Below are 13774 nucleotides of genomic sequence, written 5' to 3' on the forward strand. Positions count from 1 at the left end.
ATTATGCTTATTTACATATTACGCCGTTTAAGCCTGTTGTTTTTCACATTGCTGATACTGAGCCTGCTGGCTTACGGTATGGATCGTAGTATTAACGCTTATCCGGAGACCGGACTACTCAGTGGCTACATTGAATTTGTGAGCCGCTTTTTCAGTGGGAACTGGGGTTTCTCCAGTGTCACCGGCGAGCCAGTGCTGGATAATGTGCTTTCCTATTTACCGGCAACGCTGGGGCTCTCACTGGCTGGAATTATCCTTGCCACCATCATCGGTGTTGCGCTGGGTTCAATTGCAGCCATTTATCGTGAACGGTTACCGGATATCATGATTACCAACCTGAGTTTGCTGGGATTCTCCATTCCTGTTTACTGGTTGGCAACCCTGCTGATCATGACGCTTGCCATGCAACTGGGCTGGTTTCCTTCATCGGGACAACTCAGCCTGCTCTACCAGATCATACCGGTTACCGGATTCAGCTTACTGGATTGCTGGTTATCTGATAGTCCATACCGCATGGAAGCTTTTCTGAATGCACTACAACATCTGGTACTGCCAGCCAGTGTACTTGCACTGGCTACAACCACGGAAGTGATCCGGCTGGTACGCAATTCACTCAGCGAAGTCATGGCCCAGGGATATATCAAAGCTGCATTAAGCCGTGGTCAATCAACCTGGAGTGTTATTCTGGCCCATGGCTTGCGGAATGCGCTGCCACCGATCTTACCAACACTGAGCATGCAATTCGGCACCATAGTGACGTCAGCCATTATTACCGAACAGATCTTTGAATGGCCGGGCCTGGGACGCTGGCTTGTCAGCAGTATCAGTGCCCGTGATTTTGCATCCGTGCAGGCCTGCATGCTGGTCATTGCGATTGCACTGATCATTATTAATATTTGTTCAGAATTGCTGACTGTTTTGTTTTACCCGGCCAAAAGGAAAGCGTTGTATGCCCAGCAAGGTTAGAGTTTATCCTGAGATCCGCATACCATCGCCGCTGATCCAGACCTGGCAAACATTCCGCAAGAACTCCCGGGCAATGACCGGGTTGTGGATCTTCTCTTTCTTTATTGTCATGGCGGTGCTTGGTCCATCACTGACCAGCTACGATCCGTTTAGCCAGAATGCGGACGCCTTGTTACTACCCCCATCCTGGGAAACCAACGGTTCTCTTCATTATTTTCTTGGCACCGATGACTTGGGCCGGGATGTGTTATCGCGTTTGCTATACGGCGCACAACTGACCTTCGGCAGTGCCTTGACTGCTTGCGTACTGGCAATGCTGGTTGGCTCCGGTATTGGCATGATTGCCGGCATGCAGCATGGTCTGACCTCCAGTATTCTGTACCACATGCTGGATGTCTTGCTGTCGATCCCTTCACTGCTGCTGGCAATTGTGCTGGTTTCGGTCATGGGGGCGAGTCTGGAAAATGCGCTTCTGGCCATCACACTAGCATTACTCCCCCAATTTATACGAGCATCATTTAATGCGGTACGTGAAGTCGCCAATAAAGAATATATCATCGCGGTCCGGCTTGATGGTTCAACGCCATGGCGTATTCTCCGGCTGGCAATTCTCCCCAACATTCTTGATGTTCTGGTGACACAGACTACGCGCGGACTATCCACGGCCATTCTTGATATCAGCGCCGTCTGTTTTCTCGGCATCGGTGCCCAATCTCCACTGCCCGAGTGGGGTACCATGCTGGCGGATAGTCTGGATCTGGCCTACATATCGCCCTGGAACGTAGCGTTACCCGGATTTGCCATCATGCTGAGCGTGGTAGCCACAAATCTGGTCGGTGAAGGTCTGCGTAAAGCACTGCAACAAGGACAGGAATAATGCCGCTGCTGGATATTCGTAATCTGACCATTGAAATCGGGACTTCACAAGGCCGGGTCAAAGTTGTCGACAAAATCAGCCTCACGATCAACGAGGGTGAAGTACGAGGACTTGTGGGTGAATCCGGTTCAGGGAAAAGCCTGGTTGCCAAAGCACTGGTTGGTATCACTAAAGATAACTGGCATGTATCCGCTGACCGTCTGCGGATCTGCGATGTCAATATACTGGAACTGAGTGCCCGTCAGCGCCGCCAGTTTTTATCACAAAATATTGCTATGATTTTCCAGGAGCCCGTCTCCTGTCTGGATCCCTCAATTCCTGTTGGCGAACAATTGATGGAGGTTATTCCTGACCGGATGTTTGAAGGAAAATGGTGGCAACGTCCGTTCTGGCGTAAAAAGCACGCCAAAGCACTACTACATCGGGTAGGTGTGAAGGATCATGATCGTGTCATGCATGCTTATCCCCAGGAGTTGTCTGACGGCATTTGTCAGAAAGTCATGATAGCAATGGCCATTGCCGTCAAACCCCGGCTACTGATTGCGGATGAACCGATCAGTTCCATGGAAGCGACAACACAGGCACAGATCCTGCGGCTGCTTGATAAAATGAACGTGGTCAACAATACAACCATCTTGTTGATTAGTAATGATTTAACCGCTATTGCCAATCTGGCGGACTCCATCAGCGTCATGTACTGCGGACAAATGGTTGAAACAGGTACCCGAGAATCGATCCTGAAAAATCCGCACCATCCTTATACTGATGCTTTGCTGAATGCACTGCCGGATTTCACTCAGGATCTGCCGCATAAATCCTTACTAACCACATTGCCCGGCTCGATTCCACCACTGCAGCATTTACCTATTGGCTGCCGTCTGGGTCCGCGCTGTCCCTATGCACAAAAAATGTGTGTCCGTATGCCAGGTGTCACTCAGTTAAAAGGACATCAGTTTTATTGCCATTTCCCGCTGAACATGGAGGAATCCAGCCGATGAGCTCCGTACCATTATTGAAAGTCAGCGGTATCAATAAAACCTTTTTTAACCGCGTCGGTTTATTTCGCCGGAAAGCTGTTCAGGTACTGAAAGATATTTCGTTTACGATGGAATCCGGAGAAACATTGGCTCTGGTTGGTGAAACAGGTTCTGGCAAAAGTACTCTGGCTAAAATCCTGGCCGGCGTGGTCCCTCCAACCTCCGGTGAGATTGAAGTTAACGGTGAAGTGATCGCGTATGAAGATACCCAGAAACGCTGCAAACTGATCCGTATGATTTTTCAGGATCCCAACTCCTCGCTGAATCCCCAATTGCGGGTTGGCCGGATACTGGAGGCACCACTGCGTCTGAATACTGAGCTGAGCGAAGAAGAGCGTGCAAATACGGTGATAGAAACATTACGTATGGTGGGCCTGCTGCCTGAACATGCGCTGTTCTATCCGCAAATGATATCGCTCGGGCAGAAACAGCGGGTCGCGTTTGCTCGGGCACTCATCCTCAATCCTAAAATCATTGTCGCTGACGAAGCATTTTCAATGCTCGACGTGTCTATGCGTTCGCAAGTCGTCAACCTGCTACTTAAATTACAAGACCGGCTAGGATTGTCTTATGTCGTTGTGGCCAATGATCTGGGGTTGGTGCGTCACATCAGTGACAAGGTACTGATCATGCATCAAGGGGAAATTGTAGAAAGCGGTGCCACCAGCGAGGTTTTCGCCAATCCTCAGCATGATATCACCAAGCGGTTGATTCAAAACCACGGACATGAATACCGCCGGTAAGCTTCATCAGTTATCCGAATATAAAAAAGCCCTGAAAATTCAGGGCTCTATTTTATTGGCTGGACGAATTATACGCCCGCTTTAGCCAACGCGGCTGACACAATCTGTTGCGCTTCCTGCTGGATCGCATCCAGATGTGCTTCACCTTTGAAGCTTTCCATATAGATCTTGTAGATAGACTCGGTGCCGCTCGGACGAGCCGCAAACCAACCGTTCTCGGTCACTACCTTCAGACCACCGATAGCAGCATTGTTACCCGGCGCTTTAGTCAGTTTCGCCAGAATCGGTTCGCCTGCCAGCATAGTTGCCTCAACCAGCTCAGGACTCAGTTTCGACAATACCGCTTTCTGGGCAGTATTTGCCGGCGCATCAATACGACGGTACACCGGTGCACCAAACTCTTTGGTCAGCTCATTGTATAACTGCTGTGGATCTTTTCCGGTCACCGCCAGAATTTCAGCAGACAGCAATGCCAGAATGAAACCATCTTTATCGGTTGTCCAGACAGTACCGTCTTTACGCAGGAAAGATGCGCCCGCACTTTCTTCGCCGCCAAAACCGAAGCTGCCATCAAACAGGCCATCGACAAACCATTTGAAACCAACCGGTACTTCTTTCAGATCACGGCCAATTTTGCCGGCAACACGATCAATGATTGAAGAGGAAACCAGTGTCTTACCTACCGCCGCCTGTTTTGGCCAGTTTGGACGATGCGTAAACAGGTATTCAATAGCCACTGCCAGATAGTGGTTAGGATTCATCAGACCGGATTTGGTCACGATACCATGACGGTCATAATCCGGGTCGTTACCCAATGCGATATCAAATTTGTCTTTCAGACCAATCAGGCTCGCCATCGCCCACGGGCTGGAGCAATCCATACGCACTTTGCCATCTTTATCCAAAGTCATGAACGAGAAAGTCGGATCAACGCGATAGTTAACCACTTCAATGTTCAGACCATAGGTCTTGGCAATCACATCCCAGTAGGCAACACCGGCACCACCCAACGGATCAACACCAATCTTGATACCGGATTTACGGATCGCTTCCATATCCAGGACGTTACCCAAGTCATTCACATAAGGGGTAACGTAGTCGTATTCTTCAACAAATTCGGAAGCCATCGCTGCAGCGAAAGGCATCACTTTGACATCAGCACAACCGTTTTCCAGGATCTGGTTAGCGCGGTCTTCTACCCATTTGGTAATATCGCCTTCAGCCGGACCACCATGTGGCGGGTTATATTTGAAACCACCGTCTTCCGGCGGGTTATGAGAAGGAGTGATGACAACACCATCCGCCTGATCGGCATGGCCTGCACGGTTATAAGTCAGAATAGCGTGTGATACTACCGGAGTCGGTGTATATCCCAGCCCTTGCTGAATGCGTACCTTAACACCATTTGCAGCCAGGACTTGTACCGCACTGGCTAATGCCGCTTCTGACAACGCATGGGTATCCATCCCAATGAACAGCGGACCGGTGATACCTTTGTCTTGACGGTATTCGGCCAATGCCTGACTGACTGCCTGGATATGAGACTCTGTGAAAGCACTGTTCAGTGAACTACCGCGGTGGCCAGACGTACCAAACGCCACACGTTGTTCCGGCAATTTCATATCCGGTTTATTCAGATAGTACGCGGCAACCAGACGTGGAATATTGGTTAAGTCTTCAACGCGAGCTGGTTTGCCTGCATGTGGATGTTGTGCCATATAACGACTTCCTGTTCTTTTATACCTTGTTACAAACCTCTGCGATTGTTTCTGCAGAGTAGCCCATGACCTGCATTAACTGCTTAATAATCAAGCGCTTACGGCCAGTATTCGTGTTAGTAATAACCCAGTACGGGGTCTCGGGGACAGGTTTAGGCTTAGTAGTCGTACCGTTATCCAGCAAGGCTTGCGGATCTTCAGCAAAATAAATCCGCTTACGACCTTTAATGTCGGCAGCACGTCTGAAAGCATCCGGTTGAGAACGATACAAAGCAGAAAGAATCAGCATAAAACGTGCGATAGCACTCTCTTCCCTTGCAAGTTGTGCATCGTTAAGCAATGCAGCCAGAACATCCACTGAATTCCCGTTCGCTTGTTCTGTTGCTGCTTCATGATCCGATAACGCGAACACAGCCGTTTCCGTATCTGCATCCTGAGGCAAAGCAAGCAGGCGTCTTAAAATATCAGAAGCACTCTCACCAATATGCAAGGTACGGCTGGCAATGTAACGGTATATCTGATCATCAACCTCGATGGTTTTCATTCTTCTTTGATTCCGACACTTTGAATATAGACAACAGCCGGATTATACATAAGCCATAGCAGCAAACCTAACCCTGTGCATGGTGTTTAGCGAGCCCCGTGCCTTTACAGTCGCATAAATTCCGGCGTAACACACCCGGGATCATCTCCGCACGTGACTCATCCCTCATTTTGATTTCAGATTACGCCAATCGGATTATTTCGTTAACCAGGAGAATAAATCCATCTTTCGCCATCAGAACAAAGTTTGATTCACTCTATTGATACAAATTTGTTAAAATTACGTTACATTGATGTTCAAGGATAAGATGTGAAACTGAATTACCAGATAACCCCAGCTCCACAGGCTGCAACCATTCCGGTTGTATTATTGCATGGCCTGTTTGGGAAACAGGATAATCTGGGATTATTGAAACAACATCTCATGACGCAATACTCGGTCATTTCTGTTGATTTACGGAATCATGGCCTGTCGGAATGGCATTCCGAAATGAATTATCATGCCATGGGCGAGGATATTCTGGCATTACTGGCGCAGCTTCATATTCCTCAGGCACATCTGATTGGTCACTCCATGGGTGGAAAAGCGGCAATGGCTGTTGCGATACAACAACCCACCCAGGTTGCCTCGCTTACCGTGGCGGATATCGCACCAGTCAGCTATCAGCAGGATCGCCATTCTGCTGTTTTTGCCGCTCTGCAGACCGTAGCAAAGAAGCCGGAGGTAACCTCCCGCAAAGATGCTGATACTCTGATGAGCCAGCATCTGGCCGAACCATCCGTGCGCCAGTTTCTGTTGAAGTCATTCAGCAATGACTCACCTTCCCATTGGCAATTTAATCTCGATACCCTGGCAACCCATTATAGCGACATCATGGGGTGGCCATTTTCAGCCGATCAACAATACCCGGGGCCAGTTCTTTTTATCAAAGGCGGCGCGTCGGACTATCTGCAGCCAGAACATCAACCAGCCATCATGAATCATTTTCCTAACGCCACTGCCCGCGTCATCCCCAGCTGTGGACATTGGCTACATGCGGAAAAACCGGCTTTATTCAATGGTATTGTGGAGCGGTTTCTACAACAGGTGAGCTAGCCCGTCGGGCTTATCATGCGTTATGCTTTCTTTCACATTGTGATATAGTGCGCCCCCTATTGAGAAAGCTCGCACCTGAACCTTGTCTGAAAGTAGTTTTATATATGGCAAAACATCGATCGGATCGTACCACACTGGATCTGTTTGCTGACGAAAAGCGTCCAGGGCGCCCCAAGACTAATCCTCATCCACGTGAATTACAGCTGAAAATCAATAAACGTAATCAGCTGAAACGGGATAAGGAAAAAGGGCTCCACCGGGTTGAACTCAAACTCGAGGCCACGTTATTGGATGATCTCAATCAGCTGGCAGATGCCCGTAGTATTAGCCGGTCAGAACTTATTCAGGAGCTGGTCCGGGAATACGTTAGCACTCAGCGCTCCACCCAGCTAAAATAGTAAACAGCATTTTTGAATTCCGACGAACAAGGAAAACTCATTTTATGGCACTGATAGGTCTGTTCTTTGGCAGTGACACCGGTAATACCGAAGCCGTTGCCGGCATGATCCAGAAAGAACTGGGCAGCGATCTGGTTGATGTACTGGACGTGGCGCAGAGTACCCACGCTGATTTTGAGAAATATGATTTGCTGATCTTGGGCATTCCAACCTGGTATTACGGCGAATCTCAAGCTGACTGGGATGATTTCTATCCGGAACTGGAAAAAGTCGATTTCAGCAGCAAACTGGTTGCCATTTTTGGTTGTGGTGATCAGGAAGATTATGCTGAATACTTCCTGGATGCGATGGGTACCTTACGAGATCTGGTACAGGCAAAAGGCGCCACTATTGTTGGTTACTGGCCGACCGATGGTTATCAGTTCGAAGCATCGAAAGCGCTGGTAGATGATAAACATTTTGTGGGCCTGGGTATCGACGAAGATCGTCAACCGGAGCTGACCGCTGAACGTGTTGCGGCATGGTGCCAGCAATTACGGGAAGAAATGTGTTTATCCGAGTTGGTATAACTCTCTCCGCTCCGTAAAGCCTGTGAATTTCACAGGCTTTATTTTATATATAAATGCGAATCATCCGCGTAACACATTTCTTTTTCTTTGTTTTGCGCCCTATAATGGGGTAAGCCCTACTCGCAGCAGTCTCAAACCTGCCCCAAGAATACAGAGAGCTATGACAGACCATAATCAGCAATTGAAAGATGCCGGACTAAAAATCACCTCTCCCCGGGTTAAGATTTTAGAGTATCTGCGCCAGCCTGAATGTCAGCACATCAGTGCGGAAGACCTTTATAAACTGCTGCTGGACAATGGTGAAGAGATTGGCCTGGCCACCGTTTACCGTGTACTGAACCAGTTTGATGATGCAGGCATAGTAACGCGCCACCACTTCGAAGGTGGTAAATCTGTTTTTGAACTGGCGCAGCAACATCACCATGATCATCTGGTATGTCTGGATTGTGGCAGTGTCGTCGAGTTTTCAGACGAAATTATTGAGCAGCGCCAGAAAGAGATCGCCGCGCAACATGGTATGAAGCTGACCCACCACAGTCTGTATCTGTATGGTCACTGTGCCAAAGAGAATTGTCCCAATCGTAAGGCATAATTGATCTTTGCCGCGCGAAATCGGTATCAATAAAAAATCCCGCATATAGCGGGATTTTTTATTTCTGCGGCTCAATTAATGTTTGCAGCCACCGTGGCCACCGCAACATTCATGCGCATCATCGTCATCATGTGCATGACCTTTTCCGCCACAGCACTCATGATCATCATCATGACCATGGCCGCCACAGCAACCTTCACCATGAGCGTGATGGTGGTGATGTCCGCAGCCTTCGTCGTCACCATGCACATGACCATGAGCAATTTCTTCAGCCGTCGCAGCGCGGACGCCTTGCACAGTCACCTTGAAATGCAGATCCATGCCAGCTAACGGATGGTTTGCATCTACTTTTACAAAATCTTCCGACACTTCAACGATAGTAACCGGACGGTGACCATCATCGGTATCCGCAACAAACGTATCACCTTCGGCAACTTCCATGCCGTCGAACAATTCACCAGGCACATCCTGCACCAGAGATTCTTCATATTCACCGTAGGCATCCATCGCTGGAACAGTCAGTTCAAAGCTGTCGCCTTCTTCACGATCATACAAAGCGCTTTCCAGCCCAGGAACTAAAAAACCGCTGCCTTGCAGATAAACAAGCGGCTCACGCCCTTCGGTTGTATCCAGCACTTCGCCCGCATCGTCAGACACGGTGTAATCCAGCGTTACTACGCTCAAATGAGTAATCTTCATTATGTATCCCGGTTAAATGACAACTATCTTCGTCAGCATACCGGAAAAATCCGGTAAAACACAGTCACCACCATCTCATTCAGGTGCTGCCGGACAACTCTTTTCTTCGTATAATGATTTTTTATCTTTATCGGCCGCAGAATTATTCCCGTCATGATCATCGTATCTCAAATCACGCTGCTCCGAGGCAATAAGCCTTTGTTAGAAGAAGCTACCGCCACTATTCATCCGGGTCAGAAAGTCGGGCTGGTTGGAAAAAACGGTTGCGGAAAATCGAGCTTTTTTGCTCTGTTAAAGGGGGAACTGACTGTTGATGCCGGTTCGATTTCTGTACCAGCTCAATGGCAAATCGCAACCGTTGCTCAGGAAACCCCGGCTCTTGAATGTTCTGCGCTGGATTATGTCATTGACGGCGATAAAGAATTCCGCGACCTGGAGCAACAGCTACAAAACGCAGAACAACAAAGCGATGGTATTCGTATTGCAGAACTGCATGCCCGGTTGGATGCTGCCGGTGCCTATACGGTTCGCTCCCGTGCGGGAGAATTACTGCACGGCCTGGGCTTTACCAGTGAACAGCACCAGCAACCGGTCTCCGCCTTCTCGGGGGGCTGGCGTATGCGTCTTAACCTGGCACAGGCACTGATTTGCCCTTCAGATCTTTTACTGCTTGATGAACCGACTAACCACCTGGATTTAGACGCCGTTATCTGGCTGGAAAGCTGGTTGCGTTCATATCGCGGCACACTGATCCTGATTTCGCATGACCGAGACTTTCTGGATCGCGTCATCGGCCGCATTATTCATATCGAAAATGGCAAATTGAACGAATATACCGGGGGCTATTCCGATTTCGAAATCCAACGAGCATCTGCGCTGGCACAGCAACAATCCATGTATGAGAAACAGCAACAAGCACTGAGCAAGATGCAGGATTATGTCGACCGCTTCCGCTATAAAGCGACCAAAGCCCGTCAAGCACAAAGCCGTCTGAAAGCGATGGAACGGATGGAGCTCATTCTTCCGGCTCATGTCGACTCTCAGTTCCAGTTTCAGTTCCGTGAACCAGACGCTTTGCCAACACCACTGATCAGCATGGAAAATTTAAGTGCCGGTTACGGTGAAAAGCTGATCCTAGAAAAAATCAAACTAAATCTGGTTCCCGGCTCCCGCATTGGTCTGCTGGGGCGAAACGGTGCCGGTAAATCCACCTTCATTAAATTGCTGGCCGGTGAACTCCAACCTCTTTCCGGTAAGCTGGAACCCAGCAAAGGCGTCAAGATTGGTTACTTTGCCCAGCATCAACTGGAATCGCTGCAACAGGGTGATTCACCTCTGCAGCATCTGACCCGTATTGCTGGCAACCGGCCGGAGCAGGAGCTGCGCAATTTCCTGGGCGGATTCGGCTTCCATGGTGATCAGGCGCTTGAAGCGGTTGATACTTTCTCTGGCGGTGAAAAAGCTCGTCTGGTATTGGCCTTGTTAGTCTGGCAGAAACCGAATCTGTTATTACTCGACGAACCAACCAACCATCTTGACCTGGAAATGCGTGAAGCGCTGACGCTGGCACTGCAGGGTTTCGAGGGCGCCATGGTGATCGTCTCGCACGATCGGCATTTGTTACGCACCACCACCGATGAGTTTTATCTGGTTCATCAGAAACGGCTGGAAGCATTTGATGGCGATCTGGATGATTATCATAAATGGTTAACCGAGCAGGATAAAAACGTCGGTGAAGCCAAAACAGATAACAGTAACACCATGGCAGCCCCACAAAGTGCCGCTGCACGTAAAGATCAGAAACGGCGGGAAGCGGACTTCCGGCAACAAACCCGCCCTTTGCGTCAGAAACTGGAAAAACATGAACAACAGATGGCTAAGCTGCAAAGTAAGCTGGATGATATTGAGCAGGCACTCGCTGATCCGGCCATTTATCAGGATGATGCCAAAACCAGACTGACCGGCTTATTAGCGCAGCAAGGCCCACTGAAGAACGAACTGGAACAAACTGAACTGGAATGGATGGACATTTCGGAACAGCTGGAACAGATGGAACAACAATTTGCCAGTGAAATGGCGATTCAGGATTAAAACATGCTTAGTTATCGTCATGCATTTCATGCTGGCAACCATGCCGACATATTAAAACACGCGGTTATTTCTCTGCTGATTGATCAGCTGAAACAAAAAGATAAACCGTTCTGTTATCTCGACACGCACTCAGGTGGTGGTTGCTATGATCTCACCGGTGAATGGGCGAACAAGAAAGCAGAATATCTGGATGGCATCGCCCGTCTATGGCCGCAAAGAGATAAATGGCCAGCCCTGAAAAGCTATCTGGACTGCGTTACCGCACTCAATAGTGGTGATGAATTGCATTATTACCCTGGCTCACCGGAAATTGCCCGTTCACTGCTGAGGGAACAGGATCGCCTGATCCTGATGGAGCTGCATAACAACGAAATCGATATTTTGCGCCAGCATATGCATCGTGATAAGCGCGTTGCATTACATCACCGCGATGGTTTTGAAGGTCTTGTTGCTCTGACGCCCCCCACTCCACGACGCGGGCTGGCACTCATCGATCCGCCCTATGAATTAAAAGAGGATTATGAGCGTGTCGTGAAAACCCTGGCCAAGGCTTGGAAACGCTGGTCAGTCGGTATTTATGCCGTTTGGTATCCGTTGCTGGGTAAAGAAGCTGATCGCAGTCAATACATGCTCAGAGAATGCGAAAAACTAGGCATCCCGATGCTAACGGCCGAACTGAGTGTTCAGGCGCAGTCACCGACCTGGGGTATGCATGGATCCGGCATGACTATATTTAACCCGCCGTGGCAGTTCGAACAACAACTGGAAAAATTGCTACCTGAACTCTGTTCCTTATTAGCGCTGACGCCTCAGGCAAGCTGGACGATAAAGTCGCATAATTCAGAGAGTTAAACCGAGAAAAAGGATGTCATTCGATACCCAAATTTCGAATGACATCCGTTTTTTCCTGATGGCTCTTCATCTTTATGAGCAAAATTTTTTATATATAGATATTTTTCACAATATTCTTTATTTACCGCCAAAAACCGACATATCTACAAGCAGAAATCCAAAAAAAGGCTATCTTGTTAGATTTTTTTGCCAAAAAACCACACATTTCCCCGCCGTTAATGCTGATAAATAGTCCATCAGACAGATTGTTGCGTAAATAGAGCAAAATTTGCTATTGCACTGTCACACAAAAGCCCGATAATGCGCCGGATTTTTTATAAAGCATCGCGTTCTGCTTGATCGGACAGAGCGTATCACTGGTGACAGGGCCGTGGCCCTTTTGTGAGGTGTAAACATACAATGAACAACGAAATCGTCCCTGCTGAACTGGATTACCGCGAATTGGTCGCAACCTATGGTTCACCCTTGCTGGTTCTGGATCAGGCCGCTGTCCGTAAACAATACCGCGCTTTAGTTAACGCCCTGCCGGGTGTTCGTATGCATTATGCGTTAAAGCCATTACCGCATTCAGCTGTTGTTGCCACCCTGAAAGCCGAAGGTTGTGGTTTCGATTTAGCCACGAACGGCGAAGTTGATGTGATGCTGGAAAATCAGATCAATCCGGACGATTGTATTCATACTCACCCGATCAAGCGTGACGGCGACATCCGTTATGCACTGGAATACGGCTGCAAAGTTTTCGTATTCGATAATCCGGTTGAACTGGATAAGTTCATCCCTTATCAGGATCAGGCCCAATTATTACTGCGTGTCAGCTTTCCGAATCCGGAAACCAAAGTGGATCTGTCCAAAAAATTTGGCTGCACGCCGGAAGCAGCCTTGCCTCTGCTGCGAAAAGCCAAAGCCATGGGTCTGAATGTGATTGGCCTGTCATTCCATGTAGGATCACAGGTGCCGAATGCGCGTCGCCATGTAGAAGCGATTACTTCCTGTAATCAGATCCTGCGTGATGCCGCTGCTGAAGGTATTGAGCTGCAGGTTCTGGATATTGGTGGCGGTTTCCCGGTGAACTACGGCTCTGATGGCGCCGATTTCAATATCTATGATTTCTGTGCACCAATCCGCGAAGCACTGAACAATACCCCTGCCGGTATCCGTAAACTGGCTGAGCCAGGCCGTTTCATCTGTGCACCGTGCATGACCTCCGTCGCAAGTGTGATGGGCAAGGCTGAGCGTTTTGGCCGCATCTGGTATTACCTGGATGATGGCCTGTACGGTAGCTACAGTGGTCAGCTATTTGATCATATCAACTATCCGAAGTCTGCACCTTACGCTACCGGTGAAGTAAAGCCTGCCGTACTGGCTGGCCCGACCTGCGACAGTATTGATGTGCTGGCAGACGATATCGACTTACCAGAACTGAATGTCGGTGATGTCATTGTTGGTAAAATGATGGGGGCTTATACCTGGGCCTCAGCAACCGAATTCAATTTCTTCCGTAAAGCAAGCATTCTGGTAGTTGATAGCCAGGAAGCGTCTGCAATGGAAGTTATGGCTTGATTTAAAGATAATTAAGCAAAATTAAAGGGCAGC

General features: G+C 48.8%; 14 protein-coding genes. 11 read left to right on the forward strand and 3 right to left on the reverse strand.

Going from position 1 to position 13774, the window contains the following annotated elements; all coding sequences use genetic code 11:
* The first annotated feature begins 3 nt into the window (after positions 1 to 3).
* Genes HNR75_RS11425 through HNR75_RS11440 form a run of 4 tightly spaced genes read left to right on the forward strand, consistent with a single transcriptional unit; the run spans position 4 to position 3623 of the window.
* On the forward strand, positions 4 to 966 hold the full coding sequence (locus tag HNR75_RS11425) for an ABC transporter permease (protein ID WP_188027099.1): 963 nt from the start codon (positions 4 to 6) through the stop codon (positions 964 to 966).
* Positions 950 to 1843 (forward strand): ABC transporter permease subunit, encoded by an 894-nt coding sequence (locus HNR75_RS11430; RefSeq protein ID WP_188027100.1) that lies wholly within the window; start codon positions 950 to 952, stop codon positions 1841 to 1843. Before HNR75_RS11425 ends, HNR75_RS11430 begins: the two co-directional genes overlap by 17 nt.
* Positions 1843 to 2841: a peptide ABC transporter ATP-binding protein gene (locus tag HNR75_RS11435; protein WP_188027101.1), complete on the forward strand. Its 999-nt coding sequence runs from the start codon at positions 1843 to 1845 to the stop codon at positions 2839 to 2841. Before HNR75_RS11430 ends, HNR75_RS11435 begins: the two co-directional genes overlap by 1 nt.
* Positions 2838 to 3623: a peptide ABC transporter ATP-binding protein gene (locus HNR75_RS11440; protein ID WP_188027102.1), complete on the forward strand. Its 786-nt coding sequence runs from the start codon at positions 2838 to 2840 to the stop codon at positions 3621 to 3623. The genes HNR75_RS11435 and HNR75_RS11440 overlap by 4 nt, the downstream gene beginning before the upstream one ends.
* Before the next feature lie 68 nt (positions 3624 to 3691).
* On the opposite strand, the gene pgm is transcribed toward HNR75_RS11440, so the two are convergent.
* Together pgm and seqA are read right to left on the reverse strand one after the other, a co-directional pair.
* A complete protein-coding gene (gene pgm, locus HNR75_RS11445; RefSeq protein ID WP_188027103.1) occupies positions 3692 to 5341 on the reverse strand; it encodes a phosphoglucomutase (alpha-D-glucose-1,6-bisphosphate-dependent) in 1650 nt (549 codons plus the stop codon).
* A gap of 19 nt (positions 5342 to 5360) precedes the next feature.
* Positions 5361 to 5885, reverse strand: a complete 525-nt coding sequence (gene seqA / locus HNR75_RS11450; protein ID WP_188027104.1) for a replication initiation negative regulator SeqA — start codon at positions 5883 to 5885, stop codon at positions 5361 to 5363.
* Between the two features lie 309 nt (positions 5886 to 6194).
* Between seqA and HNR75_RS11455 the strand changes: the two genes are divergently transcribed.
* The 4 genes from HNR75_RS11455 to fur all read left to right on the forward strand — a co-directional run bounded on the left by HNR75_RS11455 (position 6195) and on the right by fur (position 8539).
* The gene (locus tag HNR75_RS11455; protein WP_188027105.1) at positions 6195 to 6980 is read left to right on the forward strand and encodes an alpha/beta fold hydrolase; all 786 of its coding nucleotides are present in this window, start codon (positions 6195 to 6197) and stop codon (positions 6978 to 6980) included.
* A gap of 104 nt (positions 6981 to 7084) precedes the next feature.
* The gene (ybfE, locus tag HNR75_RS11460) at positions 7085 to 7378 is read left to right on the forward strand and encodes a LexA regulated protein (protein ID WP_188027106.1); all 294 of its coding nucleotides are present in this window, start codon (positions 7085 to 7087) and stop codon (positions 7376 to 7378) included.
* A 44-nt stretch (positions 7379 to 7422) separates the two neighbouring features.
* Positions 7423 to 7947 carry a flavodoxin FldA gene (fldA, locus tag HNR75_RS11465; protein ID WP_188027107.1) on the forward strand — a complete coding sequence of 175 codons (525 nt, stop codon included), beginning with the start codon at positions 7423 to 7425 and terminating at the stop codon, positions 7945 to 7947.
* A 160-nt stretch (positions 7948 to 8107) separates the two neighbouring features.
* Entirely contained in the window at positions 8108 to 8539 is a 432-nt protein-coding gene (fur, locus tag HNR75_RS11470; protein ID WP_188027108.1) for a ferric iron uptake transcriptional regulator, read from the forward strand.
* Positions 8540 to 8614: 75 nt separating this feature from the next.
* On the opposite strand, the gene HNR75_RS11475 is transcribed toward fur, so the two are convergent.
* Positions 8615 to 9238 (reverse strand): FKBP-type peptidyl-prolyl cis-trans isomerase, encoded by a 624-nt coding sequence (locus HNR75_RS11475; protein WP_188027109.1) that lies wholly within the window; start codon positions 9236 to 9238, stop codon positions 8615 to 8617.
* Positions 9239 to 9391: 153 nt separating this feature from the next.
* On the opposite strand from HNR75_RS11475, the gene HNR75_RS11480 reads away from it, so the two are divergent.
* The 3 genes from HNR75_RS11480 to HNR75_RS11490 all read left to right on the forward strand — a co-directional run bounded on the left by HNR75_RS11480 (position 9392) and on the right by HNR75_RS11490 (position 13741).
* A complete protein-coding gene (locus HNR75_RS11480; RefSeq protein ID WP_188027110.1) occupies positions 9392 to 11329 on the forward strand; it encodes an ABC transporter ATP-binding protein in 1938 nt (645 codons plus the stop codon).
* A gap of 3 nt (positions 11330 to 11332) precedes the next feature.
* A complete protein-coding gene (locus tag HNR75_RS11485) occupies positions 11333 to 12181 on the forward strand; it encodes a 23S rRNA (adenine(2030)-N(6))-methyltransferase RlmJ (protein WP_188027111.1) in 849 nt (282 codons plus the stop codon).
* A gap of 399 nt (positions 12182 to 12580) precedes the next feature.
* Positions 12581 to 13741, forward strand: a complete 1161-nt coding sequence (locus HNR75_RS11490) for a type III PLP-dependent enzyme (protein WP_188027112.1) — start codon at positions 12581 to 12583, stop codon at positions 13739 to 13741.
* The last annotated feature ends 33 nt before the right edge of the window (positions 13742 to 13774 follow it).

It is taken from the genome of Tolumonas osonensis (genome assembly GCF_014202415.1).
Lineage (GTDB): Bacteria > Pseudomonadota > Gammaproteobacteria > Enterobacterales > Aeromonadaceae > Tolumonas > Tolumonas osonensis.